Below are 23,030 nucleotides of genomic sequence, written 5' to 3'. Positions count from 1 at the left end.
ATCCTTCCTTTGCCGGTTATGCCGCAATACGTGCGGGCCGGCGGTCAACCGGCATACCCTCTGCCTTGCCCCCATTCTCCCAGACCAGTCCTGCGCCCTCGTCGGCACGGTGGCTGTGTCTGGTTGCTGAAGCGCCTACGATGGCACTCGGGGAAGTTTGTCTCGGCCTCTCCTCCTGGCGGCGCCGCCGGGGTAGACCTGCGAGGAGCTTTACAAAAGTGCCAGCCATTCTCGACAAGATCCTGCGTGCCGGCGAAGGCAAGACCCTGCGCAAGCTCAAGCGGATCGCAGACCAGGTCAACTCCATCGAGGACGACTTCACGAGCCTGTCCGACGCGGAGTTGCGCGCGCTGACGGACGAATTCAAACAGCGCTACGCGGACGGCGAAACCCTTGACGATCTGCTTCCCGAGGCGTTCGCCACGGTGCGCGAGGCGGCCCGCCGCGTGCTGGGCCAGCGCCCCTACGACGTGCAGATCATGGGTGGAGCCAACCTCCACATGGGCAACATCTCCGAGATGAAGACCGGTGAGGGCAAGACCCTGACCTGTGCCCTGCCCTCCTATCTCAACGCGCTGTCCGGCAAGGGCGTCCACGTCGTCACGGTCAACGACTACCTGGCCAGGCGCGACGCGGAGACGATCGGCCGCATCCACCGTTTCCTCGGCATGGAGGTCGGCTGCATCGTCTCCGGGCAGCAGCCCGACGAGCGCCGCAAGCAGTACGAAGCCGACATCACGTACGGCACGAACAACGAGTTCGGCTTCGACTACCTCCGCGACAACATGGCGTGGTCGCTGGAGGAGTGCGCCCAGCGCGGCCACAACTTCGCGATCGTGGACGAGGTCGACTCCATCCTCATCGACGAGGCCAGGACCCCGCTGATCATCTCCGGTCCCGGCGAGCAGTCCGGCAAGTGGTACCAGGAGTTCGCCAAGATCGTGCCCCGCCTGCGCAGGGGCGTCGAGGCGAAGAACCCCGGCGAGGAGAGCACCGGCGACTACATCGTCGACGAGAAGAAGCGCACGGTCGGCATCCTGGAGGCCGGCGTCGAGAAGGTCGAGGACTGGCTCGGCATCGACAACCTCTACAAGCCCGAGCACACCCACCTCGTCGGCTTCCTCAACAACGCGCTGAAGGCCAAGGAGCTGTTCAAGCGCGACAAGGACTACATCGTCTCCGAGGGCGAGGTCCTGATCGTCGACGAGTTCACCGGCCGCGTCCTGCACGGCCGCCGCTACAACGAGGGCATGCACCAGGCCATCGAGGCCAAAGAGGGCGTCAAGATCAAGGACGAGAACCAGACGCTCGCCACGGTCACCCTCCAGAACTACTTCCGCCTCTACGACAAGCTGGCCGGCATGACCGGTACGGCCGCGACCGAGGCCAACGAGTTCCACCAGACGTACAAACTGGGCGTCGTCCCCATCCCGACCAACCGGCCGATGATCCGCAAGGACCAGGCCGACGTGGTCTACAAGAACGAGGACGCCAAGTTCAACGCGGTGGTCGAGGACATCAAGGAGCGCTACGAGCGCGGCCAGCCGGTCCTCGTCGGCACCACGTCGGTGGAGAAGTCCGAGCGGCTGTCCAAGGCGCTCAAGCGCCGCGGCGTGCCGCACGAGGTGCTCAACGCGAAGAACCACGAGCGTGAGGCCGCGATCATCGCCGAGGCGGGCCGCAAGGGCGCCGTCACCGTCGCCACGAACATGGCCGGTCGAGGCACCGACATCATGCTCGGCGGCAACTCCGAGTTCCGGGCCGACCAGGAGCTGCGCCAGCGCGGCCTCGACCCGGTCGAGACGCCGGAGGAATACGACAAGGCCTACCCCGAGGCGCTGGAGAAGGCCCGGGCCGCGGTCAAGGCCGAGCACGACGAGGTCACCGAGCTCGGCGGCCTCTATGTGCTGGGCACCGAGCGCCACGAGTCGCGCCGCATCGACAACCAGCTCCGCGGACGTTCCGGCCGTCAGGGCGACCCCGGCGAGTCGCGCTTCTACCTCTCGCTCGGCGACGACCTGATGCGCCTGTTCAACTCGGCGCGGGTCGAGGTCATCATGACCCGGCTCAACATCCCCGACGACCAGCCGATCGAGTCCGGCATCGTCTCCAAGGCCATCGCCTCCGCCCAGCACCAGGTCGAGCAGCAGAACTTCGAGATCCGCAAGGAAGTTCTGAAGTACGACGAGGTGATGAACCGCCAGCGCAAGGTCATCTACTCCGAGCGCCGGCGGGTGCTGGAGGGCGCCGACCTGCACGACCAGGTGCAGGCCTTCGTCGGCGAGGTCATCGACGGCTACGTCCAGGGCGCCACGGCCGAGGGCTTCGCCGAGGAGTGGGACCTCGACAAGCTGTGGAAGGCGTTCGGCGAGCTGTTCCCGATCACGGTCACCGTCGCCGACCTCATCGAGGAGGCGGGCAGCCGTGAGGAGCTGACCGCCGAGCTGATCAGCGAGAAGGTCAAGGCCAACGCCATGGAGGCGTACGCCAGGCGCGAGGAGGAGATCGGCTCCGAGACCATGCGCGACCTCGAACGGCGGGTCATCCTGTCTGTTCTCGACCGCAAGTGGCGCGAGCACCTCTACGAGATGGACTACCTGCGCGAGGGCATCGGCATGCGGGCCTACGCGCAGAAGGACCCGCAGATCGAATACCAGCGCGAGGGGTTCGAGATGTTCGCCGCGATGCTCGAGGGCATCAAGGAGGACTCCGTGGGCTTCCTGTTCAACCTCGAGGTCGAGGTGCAGGAGAACCCGATCGTGGAGGAAGAGGACGCGGTCATCGCGGAGACCCGCTCGATCATCGCGCGCGGGCTGCGCGGGCCCGAGCGCCCGGCCGAGCTCGAATACTCCGCGCCCGGTGAGCAGGGCGAGGTCGAGCACACCCGGGTGCGCACCACTCCGGCCGAGCGGGCCGCCTACGGCAACGTGGAGCGCAACGCGCCGTGCCCGTGCGGGTCCGGCAAGAAGTACAAGCGGTGCCACGGCGACCCCAAGAACGCCGCCTGAAGCGCGCGCTGACGTGACGGAAGGACCTCCGCCCCGACGGGCGGGGGTCCTTCCGTCGTCCGGGGACGGGTTCAGGCGGTCTCGACGTCGGTGCAGAGCCAGTGGACGCCGTGGCGTTCGAGGCGGACGGCGAGGACGCGGTCGCGTTCGCCGCAGCGTACGATCACGCACATCTCGATGACGCCCTCGCGCGGCTCCGTCACGTGGACCCGGCGGACGAACGGGGCACGGCCGGTGCTGAACAGCAGGCCGGTCCCCGTGAGGTGCCGGTAGGCGCGGCCGGTGAGCTGGTCGGCCAGCGTCTCGGGGGAGCGGCAACCGGCCAGCACCTCGGCGAGGGCCTGGCCGAGGTGGCGCAGGCGGCGTTCGTCGGGGGCCGCGCCCGGCGGCCCCCAGATCATGGGGCTGAGGGCCAGGGCGCCGTCGGTGTACGGGATGTGGGGGGCTGCCGACACGGGTCCTCCTTCTCGCGGGAAACGCCTTCAGGAGTTTTCGGTCCGGCTCGGTTGTACGTGCCGCGCCAGCTTCTCGCGTACGTGCCGGGCAACGTCCGGGTTCGCCCGGGAAGGGCGCCGGAAGTTGGTGCGGCGGGCCCCCGGTTCCGGACGGAAACGGCCGGAGCTAAGGGGTGTCCGTAACCTCGCGGCCCGGGGTGGGCAGGTTCAGGGCACGGATGAGCACGGCGAAAAGCGCGTAATAGAGGACGAAGTACGCGACCCCGAACCCGAGGATGAGCCCGAGGCCGTGCGTGTTCGACTTGCCGGCGTTGAGGAGCAGGTCGATCGCGCCGCCGGAGAACGTGAACCCCAGCCGCGCCCCCAGCTCGGCCATGAGCGCCATCGACACGCCCGTGAGCAGCGCGTGCACGGCGAACAGCACGGGCGCGACGAAGATGAACGCGAACTCCAGCGGCTCGGTGATCCCGGTGACGAAGGACGTGAGCCCGGCCGACAGCAGGATGCCGCCGACCGCCGGGCGGCGCTCCGGCGGGGCCGCGCGCCACATGGCGACGGCCGCCCCGAGCAGCCCGAACATCATGACGGGGAAGAAACCGGTCATGAAGACGCCCGCGCCCTGCTCGCCGGCGAAGTAGCAGTTGAGGTCGCCGTCGGCGTCCCGGGTCGCGCCGCGCACGCCGGCCCGGCAGTCCGGCAGCGTGAACCAGACGATGGTGTTGAGGAAGTGGTGCAGGCCCACGGGGATGAGCAGGCGGTTGGCGACGCCGTAGATGCCCGCTCCGGCCGCGCCGTGGACGGACAGCCAGTCGCCGGCCCCGGCCAGCCAGTCGCCGACCGGCCGCCACAGCAGGCCGAAGACGACGCCGAGCAGCAGCGCGGCGACGGCGGTGACGATGGGGACCGAGCGCCGGCCGCCGAAGAAGGCGAGCCAGGCGGGCAGCTTCACCCGGTGGAAGCGCTGCCAGAGCAGGGCGGCTGTGAGGCCGATGACGATGCCGCCGAGGACCCCGGTCGGGTTCTGGGCGCCGGCGTCGATCGTGCGGGTGCCGTCACGGAGGACGAGCAGGACCTCGTCGTACACGGCGCCCTCGCCCGCGTCGAAGAACAGCGTCCTGGTGACGCGGTCGAAGACCAGGTAGCCGACCAGGGCGGCGAGGGCGGTGGAGCCGTCGGACTTGCGCGCGAAGCCGATGGCCACGCCGACGGCGAACAGCAGGGGCAGGTTCTCGAACAGGGCGCCGCCGGCGGCGGCGAGGACCCGCGCGAGCGGCGCCAGAGCGGGCACGGCGCCGAGCAGGTCGTCCTGGCCGAAGCGGAAGAGCAGGCCGGCGGCGGGCAGGACGGCGATGGGCAGCATGAGCGAGCGACCGATGCGCTGCAGCACGGCGAGGGCCGAGCTGAAGGGGCGCTTGCCGGAGCCGACGGCCGTCATCGCCACCCCCGCTCGCTGGTCGGTCTGCGGGGGATCGGGGTGTTCCTACCACTGCGGCATCGGCAGAAAACGGATCAGGTGACCAGGGAGGGCAGAGGGCGCGGGACGAAGGCGCAGCGGTAGGCGGCGTCCTGGACGAGCTGCGGCGTCAGCGTGATGCCGGTCAGGTGCTCGGCCAGGATGAAGGCGGGCCCGTCGTGCGGATCGAGGTGCCAGTGGCCGGTCTCGATCTCACGCATGACGGCGGCCAGTTCGTCGGGCACCTCCTCGGTGTAGCCCTCCTGCGGGTAGAAGGCGAAGCGGAGCCGCCCGTCCTCGAACCAGAGGAAGTTGTCCAGGCCCTTGACGTCGAGGTAGGCGTGGGAGACCACGCGGGTGCCGGCCGACAGCGGCGCCAGGATCTCCTCCGACCAGGCGAGGTCGCCGAGGGTCTCGACGACGATCGTCCAGTCGCCGATCGCCGTGAGGCCGAAGAAGTGGCCGCGGTCGTGGAACCTGCGGCCGGCCTCGGTCTCCAGCTCCTTGAGCGTCATGGGCACGAGCTCCTCCGGCCGGCCGCCCAGCCGGGCGGTCACCTGCTCCGGCGTCAGGTCGCGGACGTAGGTGAGCCCGTAGGAGCCCGCGAGCAGGGGGTAGCTCTCCTCCGAGAGCCAGTCGAAGATCATTGCGTCATCCTGGCAGTCACGGCCGACATTTCACGTCTCGCCGGAATCGACGTCCGGTTCGGGCTCGCGGCCCGGGGTCATGATGTCGAGCCTGCGGATCAGGAACGTGAACACGGCGTAGTAGACCACGCCGTAGACCAGGCCCAGCAGGAGGATGCCGGGCACGTTCTGGGTGTTGGACTTGCTGGCGTTGAGCAGCATGTCGAGCAGGCCCGCGGAGAAGCCGAAGCCGAGCTGCCCGCCGATCAGCGTGGTGAGCGCCATCGCCAGGCCGGTCAGCAGCGCGTGCACCACGAGCAGGAGCGGCGCCACGAAGATGAAGGCGAACTCGATCGGCTCGGTGATGCCGGTGACGAACGACGCCAGCGCCGCCGACAGCATGATGCCGCCCACCGTGGCCCGCCGGTGCCTGGGGGCGGCCCGCCACATGGCGAGCGCGGCGGCGGGCAGCGCGAACATCATGACCGGGAAGAAGCCCGCCATGAACTGCCCGGACTGCGGGGCGCCGCCGAAGTAGCAGTTCCAGTCGCCGACCAGGACATGGCCGTTGACCTCGCACTGCGGGACGACGTACCAGACCACGGAGTTGACGAAGTGATGCAGGCCGAGGGGGATGAGCAGGCGGTTGACGAGGCCGTAGATGCCGGTGCCGACCGGGCCGAGCGCGGTCAGGGCCTCGCCGGCGTGCCGGAACCACTCGCCGATGACCGGCCACAGCCAGCCGAAGAGCACGCCGATGAGCAGCGCCACGATGGAGGTGATGATCGGGACGAACCGCCGCCCGCCGAAGAACGCCAGCCAGGTGGGCAGCTTGATCCGGTGGAAGCGCTGCCAGAGCAGCGCCGCGACCAGGCCCATCACGACGCCGCCGAGCACCCGCGTGGGGTTCTGCATGCCGTAGTTGATGATCTCCCGTACGCCGCCCTGTGCCTGGAGCTCCTTGATCGAGACGGTGTCCCTGATGTCGGAGCCGAAGAACATGACCTTGGTGACCCGGTCGAAGACCAGGTAGCCGACCACGGCGGCGAGCGCCGTGGAGCCGTCGGACTTGCGCGCGAAGCCGATCGCGACGCCCACGGCGAACAGCAGCGGCAGGTTCTCGAACAGCGCGCCGCCGGCCGCCGCCAGCACCTCGGCGACCGCGCCCATCCAGGACAGGCCGGCGACGTCGGCCAGGCCGCCGGGCTCGGCGCCGTTCGAGCCGAGCATGTCGGGCTGGCCGAAACGCAGCAGCAGGGCGGCGGCGGGCAGGGCGGCGATGGGCAGCATGAGCGAGCGGCCCATCCGCTGCAGCACGGACATGACGCGCGCGAACGGCGAGGGCCGGGCGGCGGCGGTCTCGTTCACCGGGCGTTCCTCCGGGGGTGGGAGCACCGGGCTTCCGGCAGCCTGGGGAGCTCTGGGGGCGTCAGCCCCGTCGTACGGGCATCTCGAGCATGGTGCGGAGCTGGTAGCGGTCGGCGCGGTAGGTGGACACGCCCAGCTCCGCGCAGACGCCGCCGGAGAACGACCGGCGCTGGAGCAGCAGCACGGCCCCGCCGCGCGGCAGCTTCAGCAGGTCGGCGTCGCTCGGATCGGCGATGCCGCCGTCGATGGTGAGCTCACCGGCGTCCATGACGAGACCGTAGCGGCTCTCCAGCAGCTCGTAGAGCGATTTGTCCGACAGATCGTGCTCGGCCAGGCCGGGGGCGAGCTTGACCGGGATGTGCGCCCGCTCGATGGACAGCGGCTCGCCGTCGGCGGTGCGCAGGCGCTCGATGAAGTGCACCTCCTCGCCCGGCTGGATGCCGAGCTCCTTGGCCAGGTGGGCGCTGGCGCGCACGATGCGCCGGTCGAGGTCGCGCGAGCCGGGCACCATGCCGCGGGCCCGCATGTCGTCGCTGAACGAGGTGAGCTGCAGCGCCAGCTCGATCTTCGGCCGGGCCACGAACGTGCCCTTGCCCGGCACCCGGTGCAGCCGGCCCTCCGAGACGAGGTGGTCGACGGCCTGCCGGACGGTCATCCTGGACAGGCCGAAACGCTGGCACAGCTCACGCTCGGACGGGATGGCCGCGCCGATGCTGAGCTCGTTGCTGTCGATGAGGTCCAGCAGGATCTCGCGGAGCTGGAAGTATTTGGGCACCGGGCTGTCCGGGTCGATGTGGGCCACGGGATCCTCCCCTCGTTCCGTTCCATGTGATGGGCTATGGTTCGTACTGGTCTAGTCCGGACTAGACCACAGGTCGCAAAAGGCGGTCAAGCCCGATCCGGTACGAGTTGAAGGATGAGCCCACCGATGACCACGAAGATGCGCAGCGAGATCGCCGAGCAGCCGGCCGCGCTGCGGGCCACACTGGACTCCCTGCTCCCCAGGATCGGCGAGGTGAGAGCGGTGGGCGAACGCACCCGCCAGCTGCTGTTCATCGCGCGTGGCACCTCCGACAACGCAGCAGTTTACGGCCGCTACCTGGTCGAAGCGCACGCCGGGCGGCTCTCCGCCCTGGCCGCGCCGTCGATCGCCACCACCTACCGGCGCAAGCTCGACCTCGACGGCGTGCTGGCCGTGGCCATCTCCCAGTCGGGACGCACCGAGGAGATCGTGGAGACGCTGGCCTGGGCCAAGGACTGCGGGGCGGCGACCGTCGGCGTCACCAACGGCGGCGCGGACAGCCCGCTCGCGCAGGCCGCCGACGTGGCGCTGTGCACCGAGGCGGGGGAGGAGAAGGCCGTCCCCGCGACCAAGACGTACACCACGCAGCTCGCCGCGCTCGCCGTGCTGGCCCTCGGCCTCGGCGCGGACGTGGACCAGGACGACCTGCGGCGGGTCCCCGACGCGGTGGAGAAGCTGCTCGACGAGCCCGGCGACCTGGACGCCGTGGTCGAGGGGCTGCAGGACAAGCCGGGCGTGGTGGTCTCCGGGCGCGGCCTGGCGTTCTCGACCGCGCTGGAGACCGCGCTCAAGCTCAAGGAGGCCTGCTACCTGCACGCCATGGGCCTGTCCTACGCCGACCTGCTGCACGGCCCCATCGCCGTGGTCGACGCCGACACCCCGGCGCTGCTGGTCGCGGCCGAGAACAGCCCGACGCTGCCCGGCACGGTGGCGCTGGCCGAGCGGGTGGTGGCCGCGGGGGCGGCGGCGTACACGATCGGTGGCGGCGAGGGGCTGGCGCGGGCCGGCACGGCCGCGCTCAACGGTCCCGACCTGCCCGAGTGGGTGGCCCCGATGGGCCTCATCGTGCCGGGGCAGCTGCTCACCGAGGCGCTGGCCAGGCGGCTCGGCGTCGACCCCGACGCGCCGCGCGGTCTGAACAAGGTCACCCAGACGGACTGATCTAGCCTGGTCGGCAAGAGCTAGGGAGGCCGGATGGCGGCGGATGTGAACGCGATCATCGCCGGGCTCGGCGGGGCCGACAACATCATCGAGATCGAGCCCTGCATCACCCGGTTGCGGACAGAGGTGCACGACGCGACCAAGGTCGACCAGGCCGCGTTGCGGGCGGCGGGCGCGCACGGCGTCATGGCCGCGGGCAACGTGGTCCAGGTCGTCGTCGGGCCGGAGGCGGACACCATAGCCAGCGACATCGAGGACATCATCGGCTAAGGGCGAGGACCATGACGACTGTTCTCGCCCCGGTCGAGGGGGCGGCCGTGGGGCTGGCAGCCGTGCCCGACCCGGTGTTCTCCGCGGGCCTGGTCGGTCCGGGAACGGCCATCGACCCGCTGCGGGGGCCAGGCAAGGCCGTGGCCCCCATAGCGGGAAAAATCATGAAACTGCATCCGCACGCGTACGTCATCGTCGGCGACGACGGCAAGGGCGTGCTGGTGCACCTGGGCATCGACACGGTCCAGCTCAAGGGCCGGGGCTTCCGGCTGCTGGCCGCGGAGGGCGACCGGGTCAGCGCCGGGCAGCCGGTCGTCGCGTGGGACCCGGCGGCCGTCGAGGCGGGCGGCCGCTCGCCGGTCTGCCCTGTGGTGGCGCTCGACGCGACGAACGGGGCGGTGACGGGCGTCGCCGAGGGGGCAGTGCATGTGGGGGATGAGCTCTTCCGATGGGACTGACCTTTGGGACCGCGGCTGCCGGGAAAGCGACACAATAGGCACGCCGCCGATTTTGCCCCCCGGTCGGCGGGTTCATCGCACGCGCGTCCGGCCACTGGTCCGGACCGGCAGAAGGAGGAGTCGATGGGTGAGCGCAAGGTCACCGTGGCGGCGGAGGTGGGGTTGCACGCCCGTCCCGCGGCGACGTTCGTCCAGAGGGCCATGAAGGCCCCGATGGACATCACGGTGGCGAAGATGAACAGTGCCAAGGCCCCGGTCAGCGGCAAGAGCATCCTCGCCATCATGGCGCTGGACGTCCGCCAGGGCGAGACCGTGGTGATCAGCGCGGAGGGCGAGGGCTCGGAAGACGTCCTCGACGAGCTGGCCGAGATCGCCGGCACGCCATGAACCTGCGGGGGGTGGGGGTCAGCCCGGGCTTCGGGCACGGCCCCGCTTATGTGCTCTCCGTCTCGGTGCCCGAACCCCCCGAGGGCGCAACGTACACCGGCGAGGCGGAGCAGGAGAAGGAGCGCGCGATCACCGCGCTCACGCAGGTCGCGGGCGAGCTGGAGGCGCGCGGCCATCGTGCGGGCGGCGAGGCCGAGGAGATCCTGGTCGCCCAGGCGCTGATGGCCGAGGACCCCGGCCTGGTCGTGCGGGTGCGCTCGCTGATCGAGCGCGGCCTGGCCGCCCCGAGAGCCGTCTACGAGGCGTTCGCCCGCTACCGGGAGGTGCTCGCCGGGTCCGGCGGCTACCTCGGCGAGCGGGCCGCCGACCTCGACGACGTCAGGGACCGGGTGATCGCGGTGCTCTACGGCATCGCGATGCCGAGCCTCCAGGGCGCGCCGGCGGAGCCGTACGTGCTGGTCGCCCGCGATCTCGCGCCGGCCGACACCGCGCTGCTGGTGCGCGAGCACGTGGCCGCCTTCGTCACCGAGGAGGGCGGCCCCACCAGCCACACGGCGATCCTGGCGAGGGCGCTCGGCGTGCCCGCCGTCGTCGCCTGCCCCGGCGCGACCGCCATCAGGCCGGGGGCGCGCGTGCTGGCCGACGGCACCTCGGGCGAGGTACGCGTCGCGCCGGCCGAGGCCGACGTCGCCGAGGCGGTCAGCGCGAACGCCGTGCGCCGGGCCGCGTACGCGCAGGCCGAAGGGCCGGGCCGGACCTCCGACGGCCATCCGGTGCCGCTGCTCGCCAACATCGGCGGCCCGGCCGAGCTGGACGCGGCCGTCGCCGCGGGCGCCGAGGGCGTCGGGCTCTACCGGACCGAGTTCCTGTTCATGAACCGCACCGAGGCTCCCACGGCCGAGGAGCAGGCGCCGGCCTACCGGGAGGCGGCGCGGGCGTTCCCCGGCGGCAAGGTGATCGTGCGCACGCTCGACGCGGGCGCGGACAAGGCGCTGGCGTTCCTGCCGGTCCCGCCCGAGCCGAACCCGGCGCTGGGCGAGCGCGGGGTGCGCGTGTTCCGCCGGTTCCCGCAGGTGATGGAGGCGCAGCTCGACGCGCTCGCCGCGGCCGGCGACCTCATGGTGATGGCGCCGATGGTGGCCACGGCCGAGGAGGCCGAGTGGTTCACGCGCGCGTGCCGCTCGCGCGGGATCGCGCAGGCCGGCGTGATGATCGAGGTCCCGTCGGCCGCGCTGCGCGCCGGCGACCTGCTGAGCGCGGTGGACTTCGTCTCGATCGGCACCAACGACCTGTCCCAGTACGCCTTCGCCGCCGACCGCCAGCTCGGCGCGGTGAGCGCGCTGCAGGACCCGTGGCAGCCCGCGCTGCTCGACCTGGTCGCGCTGACCGCGACGGCCGCCCGGGAGGCGGGTAAGGCGTGCGGCATCTGCGGCGAGTCGGCCGCCGATCCCGCCATGGCCTGCGTGCTCGTCGGGCTCGGCGCCACCACGCTGTCGATGGGGGCCGGGGCGTTGCCCGCCGTACGGGCCGCGCTGGCCGCGCACACCTTCGACGAGTGCCGGCTGGCCGCCGAGGCCGCGCGGGACGCGGTCACGGCGGTGGAGGCGCGGGCCGCGGCCCGGGCGTACCTGCCCGCGCTCGGGCGTCTCGGTGTCTAGATTCTGGATACCTTTGGAGTCATGCTGCGACGACGACTCGGTACGACGGGCCTGCTCGTGATCGCTCTCACCGCGTGTGCCGGAGGCGGCGGCACGGCGGGAGCGACCCCGACGGGAGGGAAGGCCGCCCCGCCCGCCCCGAGCGCGAGCCCGAGCGCGAGCCCGTCCGCGTCGCAGTCCGACCCGGTCGCGCGGGCCCTGGCCGGGCTCAGCGTCGAGGAGAAGGTCGGCCAGCTCTTCATGCCGGTCCTCTACGGCACCACGGCCGCCTCCTCCTCCGGCGAGAACCAGGCCCGCTACGGCGCCCCGACCCCGGCCAAGGTGATCGCCCGCTACCACCTGGGCGGCGTGATCCTGTTCCCGCACAACGTCAAGGGCGTCTCCCAGGTCGTCGGCCTGACCAACGGCCTGCAGCGGGCCTCGAAGGAGGTCCCGCTGCTCATCGGCACCGACCAGGAGAACGGCCTGGTCTCGCGCATGTCGGCGCTCATGACCGACTTCCCCGGGGCGTCCGTGATCGGCGCGACCGGGGACCCGGCGTGGGCGCGCAAGGTCGCCGCGGCGACCGGCGCGGAGCTGCGGGCGCTCGGCGTCAACCTCGACTTCGCGCCGGTGGCCGACGTCAACATCGACCCGCGCAACCCGGTCATCGGGTCGCGGGCGTTCGGCAAGGACCCGCAGCGGGTGGCCAAGATGGTGGCGGCGTCGGTGAAGGGCTTCGCCGACGCGGACGTGGCCGCGACCGCCAAGCACTTCCCGGGCCACGGCGACACCTCGGTGGACAGCCACACCGGGCTGCCGGTGATCAAGCACACCAGGGCCGAGTGGGAGCGCATCGACGCGCCGCCGTTCAAGGCCGCGATCGGGGCCGGGGTGGACGCGGTCATGAGCGCCCACATCGTCTTCCCCAAGCTCGACCCGTCGGGCGACCCGGCGACGCTGTCCAAGCCGATCCTGACCGGGCTGCTGCGGCAGAAGCTCGGCTACGACGGCGTGATCTCCACCGACGCGCTCAACATGGCCGGGGTGCGCCAGAAGTACAACGACGGCGAGATCGCCGTGCGCGCCGTGCTGGCCGGGGCCGACCTGCTGCTCATGCCCAACGACCTGCCGAAGGCCTACGACGCGGTGCTCGCGGCGGTGAAGTCGGGCCGCATCAGCGAGCGGCGCCTCGACCAGTCGGTCACCCGGCTGCTCAAGCTCAAGCAGGCCAAGGGCTACCTGGCCGAGGCGCCGACGGCCTCGGTGAGCCGCGCGAACGACGTGCTGCGCTCCGCCGCGCACCGCAAGCTGACCGCCCGGGTGAAGTCGGCGGCCGACTAGGCGTTCTCATCAGGCGTCGCGCCGCCGCAGCGCCAGGGCGCCCAGGGCGAGGGCGGCGGCGGCCCACGCGGCGAGGACGCCGAGACCGGCCCACGGGGTGAGCGGGAGCGCGGCGGCGTCCGTGGTGGCCTGCACGGCGAGGCCCGCGTTCACCGGGGACACCGTCCAGAGCAGCCGCTGGACGTCCTCGTCGGCGACCAGGCGCACCGCCAGCGGAAACAGGTAGAGCAGGCCGAGCACGACCCCCGCGGCGGCGGCCGGCTCGCGTACGACGACCGCGATCCCCACGCTGAGCAGCGCGACCAGGCCGAAGTAGAGCACCGACCCGGCGGCGGCGCGCAGGGTGGGGCCGTCGAGCAGCGACAGCGGCGGGTAGCCGTGCTCCGGGGTGAAGCCGCTGCCCGGCAGGAGCAGCCGCCCGGCCAGCACCGACCCGAGCACCGCGACGGTCCCCGCGGCCAGCGCCGGGCCGGTGACGACGGCGGCCTTGGCGGCCAGCAGCACGCCCCTGCGCGGCACCGCGGCCAGGCTGGTGCGGATCATGCCGCTGCCGTACTCGCCGCAGACCGCCAGCACGGCCAGCAGGGCGACCAGGGCCTGGCCGAGCTGCACCCCGGTCAGGGCCAGCCGGGTGGCGTCGTGGCCGCAGCCGGCCGCCTCGCAGCGGACGACCGTGGCCGTGAGCGCGCCCAGGGCGACGGTCAGCACGGCCGTCCCGGCCAGCAGCCCGGCGGGGCCCGGCACGGTGCGGAGCTTCGTCCACTCCGCGAGCGTCGCCCGCCTCACGCGTCCTCCCTGTTCAGTCGGCGTACGGCGAGGGCGAGCACGAGGGCGGCGTACCCGCAGAGCACGGCGAACCCGGCCCAGGGCGGCAGCGGGTAGAAGCCGCCCGCGGGCGTGTGATGACCGAACACCTGCGGGTACTCGGGGATGCTCTGCTGGACGGCGAAGCCCGCCGCGGGCGTCACCCGCAGCAGCCAGTCCGCGACCGGCTCGGGCAGCACGGACGTGGTCGCGAGCACGTACGGCACCAGGACCGCGGCGACGGCCGCGATGACCCCGGCCGCGCCGCGCCGCAGCAGCGCGCCGAACGCGAGGGCGAGCACGGCGCTCACCGCCAGCACGCCCGCCACGCCCGCGGCCACCCGCAGCTCGGTCAGCGCGGACACCGGCAGGAGGTGGACGCCGTTGCCCGCGAGGACGAGCCCGGCGAGCGGCAGCGTGACGGCGGTGGCCGCGAGCGATCCGGCGAAGGTCGCGGCGAGGACCACCACGGCCTTGGCCACGAGCACCCGTCCGCGCCGCGGGCTCGCCAGCAGCGTCGTGCGGATGAGCCCGCGCCGGTACTCGGAGGTCACGGACAGCACGCCCACGACGATCACGGCGACCAGCGCGAACATCGCGCCTGCCAGGGTGTTCTCGACGGTGCTCCCGACGGTCAGGGGGGCGATGTCGCCCACGCCGGTGATCGTGTACGTGCCGCCGGACTCCCGGAACCCGCCCGGGTGGTGCGGCGAGCCGTCGAGCTCGTAGGAGACGCCGATGTCGTCTCGGGAGAACGCCCCGCCGGTGCCCTCCCCGCGTACGTCGAGCCGGTCCATGACGGCGGTGACCTCGGCGAAGCGGGAGGTGACGGTGGATCCGCCGACGGCGTTGCCGCTGACCCGCACGTCGCCGGGGGAGGCGGCGAACAGGCCGATGCGGGCCCGCTCCGGCAGCCCCGGCAGGCGGACGGCGGCGACCTTCGTCCACCGGACGCCGTCGGCCGACTCCTCGCCGGTCACGGTGTCGCCCGCCCGCGTGAGGCGCAGCCAGCGGGGGGTGGACGGGGTGACCTTGCCGGGCAGCCCGGCGACGTCCTCGGTGAAGTCGTGCTGCATGCGGACGCCGTGCTCGGCGGTGACCATGACGGCGGCGTAGGAGGCCCCCTGCCGGGTGCTCGCCTTGATCATGAGGCCGGCCTTGGCCCACGGGGTCATGGCGGCGGCGACGTTCCTGACGCCGGGGACGGCGTCGGGGAGGCGGATCCGGCCCGACATCGCGCTCACCCGCACGGTGATCGAGCCGTCGCCGCGCAGCGGCTGGTGGGCGAAGAAGAACTTGTCCTCGACGGCCTCGCCGCCGGGGCCGCGCGGCGGGACCGGGCAGGGCACCTCGACCGGCCCCTTCGAGCAGGAGGCGTGGCTGCCGGCCGCCGACAGCAGGCCGAGCCCGACGACGAGCAGCGCCGCGAGCACCAGCCCCGCGGGCCCGCCGGGGGCGGTGCGGAACTTGGTCCACTCGGCGTGGACGAGCCGCGCGAACCCGTCGCGCCCGGCTGTGCCGAGCGGCGAGCGGTAGGGGGTGGTCTTGGTCATCGGGCCGCCCCTCGGTACTCGACGGCGTCCCTGGTCAGGTCCAGGTACGCCGCCTCCAGCGTGGCCCGGTGCGCGGCCACCTCCGCGAACGGCACCTCGCGCGCCGCCAGCAGCCGGACGACCTGCTCGGCGGCCAGCCCGTCCACGGTGAGCGTCTCCCGGTCCTGCACGGTCACCGTGGCTCCGGCCTCGGCCAGGGCGCGCATGGCCGCCTCGCGGGCGGTCGTGCGCAGGCGTACCCGGCCGCCGGAGGCGCGGGCGATGAGGTCGGCCACGCTCGTGTCCGCCACCACCCGCCCCCGTCCCGCCACCACGAGGTGCCCGGCGGTGTCCTCCAGCTCGCTCATCAGGTGGCTGGAGACCAGCACCGCCCGCCCCTCGGCGGCGAGCGCGCGGAGCAGGCCGCGCATCCACACGATGCCCTCGGGGTCGAGGCCGTTGAACGGCTCGTCCAGCAGCAGCACCGGCGGGTCGCCGAGCATCGCGGCGGCGATGCCGAGCCGCTGGCGCATGCCGAGCGAGTAGCCGCCCGCCCGGCGGCGGGCCGCCGCGCCGAGCCCGGCCAGCTCCAGCACCTCGTCCACCCGGCGGGCGCCGAGGCCCTGGGAATGGGCGAGCCAGAGGAGGTGGTGGCGGCCGGTGCGGCCCGGCTGGAGGGCGGCCGCGTCCAGCAGCGCGCCGACGTGCCGGAGCGGGGTGCGCAGGGTCGCGTACGGGCGCCCGCCCACCAGGGCGTGGCCCTCGTCGGGGGCGTCCAGGCCGAGCACCACGCGCATGGTGGTGGACTTGCCCGCGCCGTTCGGGCCGACGAAGCCCGTGACGTGGCCGGGGTGGACGGTGAAGGTCATCCCGTCCAGGGCCTGGTGTGAGCCGTACCGCTTGCGCAGGCCGGAGACTTCGATGGTTGCTTCCACGGTTACGAAGCTAGGGAGCGGGCCGGGGCGGGGTCGTCACGCGTGTGAGTGATCTTCGGGGGCTACATGGGGTCCCTCGTGTGAGGGATGCGGGGGGCGCGGTGGGGCGGTGACAATGGGGTTCGTGGCGATCGGGCAGGGTTTGGGCGTTCTATGGGGGGCGCGGCCGGTGGACGGCGGCGCGGGCCGCCGCCGCGCGCTGGTCGTGCTCGGGCTCCTGCTGGCCCTGGTCGCGGTGGTGGAAGTGCTCGCCGGCCAGCCGATCGCCGGCAGCTGGTCGGTCAGCGTCCCGGCCGGGGGGCCGGCGTCGTCCCAGAGCCTCCTGACCGACGGGTCGGCCCCGCCTCCGGAGGACGTGGCCGATGGAATGGCGTGGTCCCGTGGGCCCGGGGGGCCGCTCCGCCTGCTGGTGCTGCCGTTGCTGGCGCTCGCCACCACCCTGCCGCTCCCGCTCCTCGCGGCGCAGCCGATGATCGCGGCGGCCGTGGGCGGTGCGGCGGCCGTGCTGTCGGTGGGGGCGTTCCACACGTTGACCGTCGCCGGGGCGGTGGCCCAGGTGATCGCGCTCTACCGGGCGGGGCGGCACGGGCGGGCCGGCCCGGCGCTCGCGCTCGCGGCCCCGTTCCCGGCGCTGGCCCTGCTTCTGGTGGCGGGGCTTCCGGTGGCGGGGCTCCCGGCGGTGGGGCTTGCGGTGGCGGCGGGCTCCTCGGCGGGGTTTCCGGCGGCTGGGGTCCCGGTGGGGGAGCTGGTCCTGGTGCTGGCCTGCCTGGCTCCGGTCGCCGCGCTCGGCGGCATCGCGCGGGCGGCCCGCGCCACGGCGGGCGCGCACACCGCCGCCCGGCGGCAGGCGGCCGGCGACCTGCTGGAGCACACCGCCCGCGGCGAGCGGGCGCGCATCGCGCGCGAGCTGCACGACGTCGTCGCCCACCACATCTCCCTGGTCGCCGTCCAGGCCGAGACCGCGCGGCTGGCCGTCCCCGGGATGCCGCAGGCGGGGGCCGAGCGGCTGCTGGCCATCGGCGACACCGCCAGGCAGGCGCTCACCGAGATGCGCCGTCTGCTCGGCGTGCTGCGCGAGGACGACGGCACCGAGGCGTCCTGGCGCCCCCAGCCCGGCCTGCGCCTGCACGAGCTGAACGAGCTGCTCGACGGCTCCCGCGAGGCGTCCGGCGCGGCCACCCGGCTCATCCTCCGTGGCGCGCCGGCCGAGCTGGACCCGGGGGTGGAGCTGGCGGCGTACCGGATCGTGCAGGAGGCGCTGACCAACGCGCGGCGGCACGCGCCCGGCGCGGCCGTGGACGTGGAGCTGCACTACACCGGGGCCGGCCTGCGGCTGTCGATCAGGGACAACGGCCCCGGCCCGCTCGACGGGGAGGGCGGCCACGGGCTCGCCGGCATGCGGGAGCGGGCCGCGGCCGTGGGCGGCGAGCTGGTCACCGGCCCCGCGCCCGGCGGCGGCTTCCTCGTCCGTGCCGTCCTGCCGGGCAGGGAGAGCGCCGCGTGAGCGCGCCGATCAGGGTCGTCATCGCCGACGACCACCTGGTGGTCCGTACGGGGTTCGGCGAGCTGCTGGACACCCAGCCCGACTTCGAGGTGGCCGGCCGGGCCGCCGACGGGCTGGAGGCGGTGCGGATCTGCCGCGAGGTGAAGCCGGACGTCGTGCTCATGGACGTACGGATGCCCGGAATGGGCGGCATCGAGGCGACCAGGGAACTGGCCGGACCCGGCGGGCCCCGGGTGCTCATCCTGACCACGTTCGACCTCGACGAGTACGTCTACGACGCCCTGCGCGCCGGCGCCAGCGGCTTCCTGCTGAAGGACGTCACCGCCGAGCGCCTGTTCGACGCGGTGCGCGTGGTCGCGGCCGGCGAGGCGCTGCTGGCCCCGGCCGTCACCCGCCGCCTGATCGGCGAGTTCGCCCGCATGGGCCCGCGACCCCCGGTGGCGACGCTCGGCACGCTCACCCCGCGCGAGACGCAGGTCCTGCGGCTGGTCGCCGAGGGCCTGTCCAACCCCGAGATCGCCGCCAGGCTCGTGGTGACCGAGGAGACGGTCAAGACGCACGTGAGCCGGGTGCTGAACAAGCTGGGGCTGCGCGACCGGACGCAGGCGGTCGTCGCCGCGTACGAGACGGGCCTGGTCGTGCCGCGCGGCCGGCAGCCGTGACGCGTGCCGCGCGGCCGCGACGGTCAGAAGTCGAAGTCGTCGATGTTGGACTTGTCGAACACGGTCGGCTTGCCGAGCAGCACCTCGCCCTTGGCCCCGACCGTGTAGTCGCCCAGTTTGCCCGCCTTGAACGTCTCGCCCTCGGCGCCGGTGATCTGCCCGGAGGCGAGCGCGGCGGCCGCGTACGAGGCGAGATAGCCGAGGTCGGCCGGGTTCCACAGCTCGAACGCCTCGATCGTGCCGTCCTTGACGAACTTGCGGAGCTGGTTCGGCGTGCCGAGCCCGGTCAGCTTCACCTTCCCCTTGTACGGCGAGTCCGACAGATAGCGGGCCGCCGCCGCGATGCCCACGGTCGTCGGCGAGATGATGCCCGCGAGGTCCGGGTACGAGCGCAGCAGCCCCTGCGTCTCGGTGAAGGACTTCTGGTCGTCGTCGTTGCCGTAGGCGACCTTGACCAGCTCCATGTCCTTGTACTCGGGCTTGCTCAGCTCGTCCTTCATGAACTCGATCCAGGTGTTCTGGTTCGTCGCGTTCGGCGTGGCGGACAGGATCGCGATCTTGCCCTTGTTGCCGAGCTGCTTGGCGAGGAGCTGCACCTCCGTACGGCCCAGGTCCTCGGCGCTCGCCTGGTTGACGAAGATGTCGCGGCCCTCGGGCGCGGTGTCGGAGTCGTAGCTGACGACCTTGATCCCTGCGGCCCTGGCCTGCTTGAGCGCGGGCACGACGGCGTTCGGGTCGTTCGCCGAGATGACGATGGCGTCCTGCTTCTGCTGGATCAGCGTGTTGATGTAGGACACCTGCGAGGACGCGCTCGCGTCGGACGGGCCGACCTCCTTGCCCTCGCCGCCGAACTCCCCGGCCGCGTCCACGCCGCCCTTGTCGGCGATCGTGAAGTACGGGTTGTTGACCTGCTTCGGCAGGAAGGCGATCTTCAACCCCTGCTTGAGCGGGGCGTTCGGATCGGCGGCCGGGGCGGACGACGCCGTCCCGGCAGGGGCGGACGACTGCTGCTGCTGGACATCGCTCTTGGTGGTGCCGCCGCACGCGCTGGTCAGCAGCACGAGCCCGGCGAGGAGCGCCACGGGACGCCAAGGGGTGCGCGTTGTCATGAAACGGACTTCCCTTCCACTGGTGATGGTGTGCGCCGTCGCCGGGCCGCCCCCAGGTTCGGCGCCAGCACGGAGGCGACGAGCAGCAGGCCCGTCACGAAGTTGAGCACCTCGTTGGCCACGTCGGCGAGGATCAGCGCGTTGCGTACGACGCCGAGCAGCAGCACCGCCATCAGGACGCCGGGCAGCGTGCCCTTCCTGCCGAAGATCGACACCCCGCCGAGCAGCACGGCGGCCACCACCGCGAGCTCCAGGCCCATGCCGTTGTCGGCGCGGGCGCTGGCGTAGCGGAAGGTGTAGATCAGGGACGCCAGCGACGCCATGACCCCGGAGGCCACGAACAGCCAGAGCTTGACGCGCTTGACCCGGATGCCGGAGAAGTAGGCCGCCTCGACGTTCGCGCCGATCGCCACGATCGACCGGCCGAGTCCGGTCGCGTGCAGCAGCAGCGCCGCCACCACGGCCAGCACGGCGACCAGCACCGTCGCGAGCGGCACCGGCCCGATCGAGGAGGTGGCGAGGCCCGTGTAGGCGGGCGGCAGGTCGGCCACCGCCTGGTCGCCCAGGATCACGTACGCGAGCCCGCGGAACAGCGCGAACGTGCCGATCGTGACCGCCAGCGAGGGCAGCCCGAGCCGGGTGACGAGCAGCCCGTTGACCGCCCCGCACGCCGCGCCCACCAGCAGGCAGATCGGCATGATGACCTCGATCGGCAGCCCGGCGTTCCACAGCGCGCCGAGCACCGCGCAGGACAGGCCGAGCGTGGAGGCCACGGACAGGTCGATCTCGGCCGCCACGATCACCAGCGTCATGGTCAGCGCCATGAGCGCGATCTCGGTGGTGTCGAGCAGCAGGAACGAGACGTTGGAGTCGTTCGCGAAGCCGTCCACGCCGAGCGAGGCCCACACCGCGACCCCGGCCAGCAGCACGGCGATCAACGTCTCCCAGCGGCGCAGCGCGTCAGTGTTCATGGGACCTTCGGCGGCGCAGGGCCGCGGCCACGCGCAGCGCGAGCAGGCGGTCGAGGACGATGGCGGCCAGCAGCAGGGCGCCGTTGATCGCGGTCTGGGCCAGGGCGTCCACCCGGAGCACGGCGAGCGCGCTGGTGATGGAGGCGAGCAGGACGGCGCCGAGCGCGGCGCCGTAGACGGTGCCGCTGCCGCCGAAGATGGCCACGCCGCCGACCACGACGGCGGCGATGACGTCGAGCTCCTTGCCGGTGGCGACGGTCGCGTCCACGGTGCCGAACCGGGCGGCCCACATCACGCCGGCCAGCCCGGCGAGCGCGCCGTTGGCGACGAACGCGGTGAGGACGCGGCGGCGTACCCGGATGCCGGCCAGCACCGCCGCCTCGGGGCTGGAGCCGATGGCGTACAGCTCGCGGCCGGAGCGCAGGTTGCGCAGCATCCAGCCGACGGCGAGCAGCACGGCCAGGGCGATCAGCGCGGGCAGCGGGACGCCGAGGACCGAGCGGGTGCCGAGGGCGAGGAAGCCCTCCGGCATGTCGGCGGCGTTGACCTGACGGCCGCCGGCCCAGGCGTAGTCGATGCCGCGGAAGGCGTACAGGGTGCCGAGGGTGGCCACCAGGGCGGGCACCCTGGCCGCGCCGACGAGCAGCCCGTTGACCGCGCCGCAGGCCGCGCCGAGCGCCACGCAGCCGGCGACGACCAGCGGGACCGGCACGCCGGGGTGGTCGGCCAGGACCAGAGCGCCGCCGAACGCCGACAGGCCCACGACCGAGCTGACCGAGAGGTCCACGTTCCTGGTGATGACGACGAGCGTCTGGCCGACGGCGAGCAGCGCGACGATGGCCGAGTTGAGCAGGATGTCGCGGATGCTGCCGTAACTGAGGAAGCTCGGGTTCGCCGCGCCGGTGACGGCGAACAGCGCGCCGAGCGCGACCACGATGCCGAGCTCGCGCACCCGCGCCACCCGGTCCACGAGCCGCCGCCCGCCGCCCCGGCCCGCGCTCGCAGCACTGCTCACGGGCGGCCCCTTCCTGTCGCGGCGGCCATCACGCTCTCCTCGGACGCCTCCGCCCGGTCCAGCTCGGCGACCAGCCGCCCCTCGTGCATGACGAGCACCCGATCGGCCATCCCGAGCACCTCGGGCAGCTCCGAGGAGATCATCAGCACCGCCACCCCGCTCGCGGCCAGCTCCGACAGCAGCCGGTGCACCTCGGCCTTGGTGCCCACGTCGATGCCGCGGGTGGGCTCGTCCACGATGAGCACCGACGGCCGGCGGGCCAGCCACTTGGCCAGCACCACCTTCTGCTGGTTGCCGCCGGACAGCACGTTCACCGGGTCGCCCAGCCGGGCGAACTTCAGCCGCAGCCGCACCGCCCAGTCCCTGGCCCGCTCCCGTTCGGCGAGGCGTGAGATCAGCGGCCCCCTGCGGAGCGCGGCCAGCCCGGCCAGGCCGATGTTGCGCTCGATGGACAGGTCCATGACCAGGCCCTGCTGGCGGCGGTCCTCCGGCACCAGCGCCAGTCCGGCCGCCATGGCCGCCGCAGGCCGGGCCGGGCGCAGCCGCCTGCCGTCCACCTCGACGGCGCCGGCGTCCCAGCGGTCGATGCCGAACACGGCCCTGGCGACCTCGCTGCGCCCGGCCCCGACCAGCCCGGCCAGCGCGACGATCTCGCCCCGCCGCACCTCGAAGGACACGTCGGTGAAGACGCCCTCGCGGGTGAGCCGGCGCACGCTGAGCGCGACCTCGCCGGCCGTGGTGTCCTGCTTGGGGAACAGGGACGCAAGCTCGCGGCCGACCATGCGGCGTACGAGGTCGTCGGGGGTGAGGTCGCCGATCGGGTCGGTCGCGACGAGCGCGCCGTCCCTCAGAGTGGTCACCCGCTGGCACAGCTCGAAGATCTCCTCCAGCCGGTGCGAGATGAACAGCAGCGCGACGCCCTGCTCGCGCAGCGTCCCCGCCACGCCGAACAGCCGGGCGACCTCCTGGCCGGACAGCGCGGCGGTCGGCTCGTCCATGACCAGCACCCTGGCCTGCCTGGACAGGGCCTTGGCGATCTCGACAAGCTGCTGGTCGGCGATGGACAGGCCGCGGGCCGGCCGGTCGGGGTCGAGGTGCACGCCGAGCCGGCCGAACAGCTCGGCGGTGGCGGCGCGCATGGCCCGCCGGTCGAGCCCGAGGCGGGCGCGCGGCTGGCGGCCCATGAAGATGTTCTCCATGACCGACAGGTCGGGGAACAGCGTCGGCTCCTGGTAGATGACCGCGACGCCGGCCCGCTGGGCGTCGGCGGGGCCGGCGAACTCGACCGGCTCCCCGTCGAGCAGGATGCGCCCCGAGTCGGGGCGGTGCACGCCGGACAGGATCTTCACCAGCGTGGACTTGCCCGCGCCGTTCTCGCCGGCGAGGGCGTGCGCCTCGCCGGCGCGCAGCTCCAGCGACACCTCGCGGACGGCGCGGACCGCGCCGAACGCCTTGCTCACCTGTAAGAGGGACAGGACGGGTGTGTCTTCCATGCCGCCATCCCGCGAAAAATCGTTTTAAGCGGTGTG

At 72.8% G+C, this 23,030-nt stretch carries 21 protein-coding genes; 9 read left to right on the top strand and 12 right to left on the bottom strand.

The features are described from left to right. Positions 1–218: 218 nt before the first annotated feature. Entirely contained in the window at positions 219–3,008 is a 2,790-nt protein-coding gene (gene secA / locus ABD292_RS22255; protein ID WP_344210173.1) for a preprotein translocase subunit SecA, read from the top strand. A gap of 71 nt (positions 3,009–3,079) precedes the next feature. Here the strand turns inward: secA and ABD292_RS22250 are convergent, their stop codons facing one another. The 5 genes from ABD292_RS22250 to ABD292_RS22230 all read right to left on the bottom strand — a co-directional run bounded on the left by ABD292_RS22250 (position 3,080) and on the right by ABD292_RS22230 (position 7,712). Then, complete coding sequence (locus ABD292_RS22250; RefSeq protein ID WP_344210171.1) at positions 3,080–3,463, bottom strand: Rv3235 family protein; 384 nt, start codon at positions 3,461–3,463, stop codon at positions 3,080–3,082. 166 nt (positions 3,464–3,629) lie between these two features. Further along, on the bottom strand, positions 3,630–4,898 hold the full coding sequence (locus ABD292_RS22245; RefSeq protein ID WP_344210466.1) for a PTS transporter subunit EIIC: 1,269 nt from the start codon (positions 4,896–4,898) through the stop codon (positions 3,630–3,632). Between the two features lie 74 nt (positions 4,899–4,972). Continuing rightward, the gene (locus tag ABD292_RS22240; RefSeq protein WP_344210169.1) at positions 4,973–5,563 is read right to left on the bottom strand and encodes a DUF6461 domain-containing protein; all 591 of its coding nucleotides are present in this window, start codon (positions 5,561–5,563) and stop codon (positions 4,973–4,975) included. A 30-nt stretch (positions 5,564–5,593) separates the two neighbouring features. Beyond that, positions 5,594–6,910 (bottom strand): PTS transporter subunit EIIC, encoded by a 1,317-nt coding sequence (locus ABD292_RS22235; protein WP_344210167.1) that lies wholly within the window; start codon positions 6,908–6,910, stop codon positions 5,594–5,596. A gap of 61 nt (positions 6,911–6,971) precedes the next feature. Continuing rightward, entirely contained in the window at positions 6,972–7,712 is a 741-nt protein-coding gene (locus ABD292_RS22230; protein WP_344210165.1) for a GntR family transcriptional regulator, read from the bottom strand. Positions 7,713–7,838: 126 nt separating this feature from the next. On the opposite strand from ABD292_RS22230, the gene ABD292_RS22225 reads away from it, so the two are divergent. The 6 genes from ABD292_RS22225 to nagZ all read left to right on the top strand — a co-directional run bounded on the left by ABD292_RS22225 (position 7,839) and on the right by nagZ (position 12,969). Then, positions 7,839–8,873 carry an SIS domain-containing protein gene (locus ABD292_RS22225; protein ID WP_344210163.1) on the top strand — a complete coding sequence of 345 codons (1,035 nt, stop codon included), beginning with the start codon at positions 7,839–7,841 and terminating at the stop codon, positions 8,871–8,873. Positions 8,874–8,906: 33 nt separating this feature from the next. Next, entirely contained in the window at positions 8,907–9,143 is a 237-nt protein-coding gene (locus ABD292_RS22220) for a PTS sugar transporter subunit IIB (RefSeq protein ID WP_020541384.1), read from the top strand. 11 nt (positions 9,144–9,154) lie between these two features. Further along, positions 9,155–9,601 (top strand): PTS sugar transporter subunit IIA, encoded by a 447-nt coding sequence (locus ABD292_RS22215; RefSeq protein ID WP_329584643.1) that lies wholly within the window; start codon positions 9,155–9,157, stop codon positions 9,599–9,601. A 123-nt stretch (positions 9,602–9,724) separates the two neighbouring features. Continuing rightward, complete coding sequence (locus ABD292_RS22210) at positions 9,725–9,988, top strand: HPr family phosphocarrier protein (RefSeq protein WP_329584642.1); 264 nt, start codon at positions 9,725–9,727, stop codon at positions 9,986–9,988. Next, complete coding sequence (gene ptsP, locus ABD292_RS22205; RefSeq protein WP_344210160.1) at positions 9,985–11,646, top strand: phosphoenolpyruvate--protein phosphotransferase; 1,662 nt, start codon at positions 9,985–9,987, stop codon at positions 11,644–11,646. Before ABD292_RS22210 ends, ptsP begins: the two co-directional genes overlap by 4 nt. A 21-nt stretch (positions 11,647–11,667) precedes the next feature. After that, positions 11,668–12,969 (top strand): beta-N-acetylhexosaminidase, encoded by a 1,302-nt coding sequence (gene nagZ / locus ABD292_RS22200; protein ID WP_344210158.1) that lies wholly within the window; start codon positions 11,668–11,670, stop codon positions 12,967–12,969. A 9-nt stretch (positions 12,970–12,978) separates the two neighbouring features. Here the strand turns inward: nagZ and ABD292_RS22195 are convergent, their stop codons facing one another. Genes ABD292_RS22195 through ABD292_RS22185 form a run of 3 tightly spaced genes read right to left on the bottom strand, consistent with a single transcriptional unit; the run spans position 12,979 to position 16,240 of the window. Beyond that, the gene (locus ABD292_RS22195; RefSeq protein ID WP_344210156.1) at positions 12,979–13,755 is read right to left on the bottom strand and encodes an ABC transporter permease subunit; all 777 of its coding nucleotides are present in this window, start codon (positions 13,753–13,755) and stop codon (positions 12,979–12,981) included. Continuing rightward, positions 13,752–15,326 (bottom strand): ABC transporter permease subunit, encoded by a 1,575-nt coding sequence (locus ABD292_RS22190; RefSeq protein ID WP_344210154.1) that lies wholly within the window; start codon positions 15,324–15,326, stop codon positions 13,752–13,754. Before ABD292_RS22190 ends, ABD292_RS22195 begins: the two co-directional genes overlap by 4 nt. Next, positions 15,323–16,240: an ATP-binding cassette domain-containing protein gene (locus ABD292_RS22185; RefSeq protein ID WP_344210152.1), complete on the bottom strand. Its 918-nt coding sequence runs from the start codon at positions 16,238–16,240 to the stop codon at positions 15,323–15,325. The genes ABD292_RS22190 and ABD292_RS22185 overlap by 4 nt, the downstream gene beginning before the upstream one ends. Before the next feature lie 124 nt (positions 16,241–16,364). Here ABD292_RS22185 and ABD292_RS22180 point away from each other — a divergent pair, with 124 nt between their 5' ends. Then, the gene (locus ABD292_RS22180; protein ID WP_344210150.1) at positions 16,365–17,744 is read left to right on the top strand and encodes a sensor histidine kinase; all 1,380 of its coding nucleotides are present in this window, start codon (positions 16,365–16,367) and stop codon (positions 17,742–17,744) included. Further along, complete coding sequence (locus tag ABD292_RS22175) at positions 17,741–18,406, top strand: response regulator (RefSeq protein ID WP_344210148.1); 666 nt, start codon at positions 17,741–17,743, stop codon at positions 18,404–18,406. Before ABD292_RS22180 ends, ABD292_RS22175 begins: the two co-directional genes overlap by 4 nt. Before the next feature lie 23 nt (positions 18,407–18,429). Here the strand turns inward: ABD292_RS22175 and rhaS are convergent, their stop codons facing one another. Genes rhaS through ABD292_RS22155 form a run of 4 tightly spaced genes read right to left on the bottom strand, consistent with a single transcriptional unit; the run spans position 18,430 to position 22,994 of the window. Next, positions 18,430–19,515: a rhamnose ABC transporter substrate-binding protein gene (gene rhaS / locus ABD292_RS22170; RefSeq protein ID WP_344210146.1), complete on the bottom strand. Its 1,086-nt coding sequence runs from the start codon at positions 19,513–19,515 to the stop codon at positions 18,430–18,432. Beyond that, positions 19,512–20,486, bottom strand: a complete 975-nt coding sequence (locus tag ABD292_RS22165) for an ABC transporter permease (RefSeq protein ID WP_344210144.1) — start codon at positions 20,484–20,486, stop codon at positions 19,512–19,514. Before ABD292_RS22165 ends, rhaS begins: the two co-directional genes overlap by 4 nt. Then, complete coding sequence (locus tag ABD292_RS22160) at positions 20,476–21,501, bottom strand: ABC transporter permease (RefSeq protein ID WP_344210142.1); 1,026 nt, start codon at positions 21,499–21,501, stop codon at positions 20,476–20,478. The genes ABD292_RS22165 and ABD292_RS22160 overlap by 11 nt, the downstream gene beginning before the upstream one ends. After that, complete coding sequence (locus ABD292_RS22155) at positions 21,498–22,994, bottom strand: sugar ABC transporter ATP-binding protein (protein ID WP_344210140.1); 1,497 nt, start codon at positions 22,992–22,994, stop codon at positions 21,498–21,500. The genes ABD292_RS22160 and ABD292_RS22155 overlap by 4 nt, the downstream gene beginning before the upstream one ends. Positions 22,995–23,030 lie beyond the last annotated feature (36 nt).

Origin of the sequence: Nonomuraea bangladeshensis (assembly GCF_039529455.1) — a bacterium.
In the GTDB taxonomy this organism is placed as follows: Bacteria; Actinomycetota; Actinomycetes; order Streptosporangiales; family Streptosporangiaceae; genus Nonomuraea; species Nonomuraea bangladeshensis.
The sequence above is the reverse complement of the archived record's forward strand: the minus strand, read 5'-3'. Positions and strand labels throughout refer to the sequence as shown.

What these genes read in the sequence shown, in the direction of transcription:
- ptsP (WP_344210160.1), top strand. Translation starts at nt 9,985, where the DNA reads ATGAACCTGCGGGGGGTGGGGGTCAGCCCGGGCTTCGGGCACGGCCCC.
- ABD292_RS22245 (WP_344210466.1), bottom strand. Translation starts at nt 4,898, where the DNA reads ATGACGGCCGTCGGCTCCGGCAAGCGCCCCTTCAGCTCGGCCCTCGCC.
- ABD292_RS22220 (WP_020541384.1), top strand. Translation starts at nt 8,907, where the DNA reads ATGGCGGCGGATGTGAACGCGATCATCGCCGGGCTCGGCGGGGCCGAC.
- nagZ (WP_344210158.1), top strand. Translation starts at nt 11,668, where the DNA reads ATGCTGCGACGACGACTCGGTACGACGGGCCTGCTCGTGATCGCTCTC.
- ABD292_RS22155 (WP_344210140.1), bottom strand. Translation starts at nt 22,994, where the DNA reads ATGGAAGACACACCCGTCCTGTCCCTCTTACAGGTGAGCAAGGCGTTC.
- ABD292_RS22225 (WP_344210163.1), top strand. Translation starts at nt 7,839, where the DNA reads ATGACCACGAAGATGCGCAGCGAGATCGCCGAGCAGCCGGCCGCGCTG.
- ABD292_RS22165 (WP_344210144.1), bottom strand. Translation starts at nt 20,486, where the DNA reads ATGAACACTGACGCGCTGCGCCGCTGGGAGACGTTGATCGCCGTGCTG.
- ABD292_RS22215 (WP_329584643.1), top strand. Translation starts at nt 9,155, where the DNA reads ATGACGACTGTTCTCGCCCCGGTCGAGGGGGCGGCCGTGGGGCTGGCA.
- ABD292_RS22210 (WP_329584642.1), top strand. Translation starts at nt 9,725, where the DNA reads ATGGGTGAGCGCAAGGTCACCGTGGCGGCGGAGGTGGGGTTGCACGCC.
- ABD292_RS22190 (WP_344210154.1), bottom strand. Translation starts at nt 15,326, where the DNA reads ATGACCAAGACCACCCCCTACCGCTCGCCGCTCGGCACAGCCGGGCGC.
- ABD292_RS22240 (WP_344210169.1), bottom strand. Translation starts at nt 5,563, where the DNA reads ATGATCTTCGACTGGCTCTCGGAGGAGAGCTACCCCCTGCTCGCGGGC.
- rhaS (WP_344210146.1), bottom strand. Translation starts at nt 19,515, where the DNA reads ATGACAACGCGCACCCCTTGGCGTCCCGTGGCGCTCCTCGCCGGGCTC.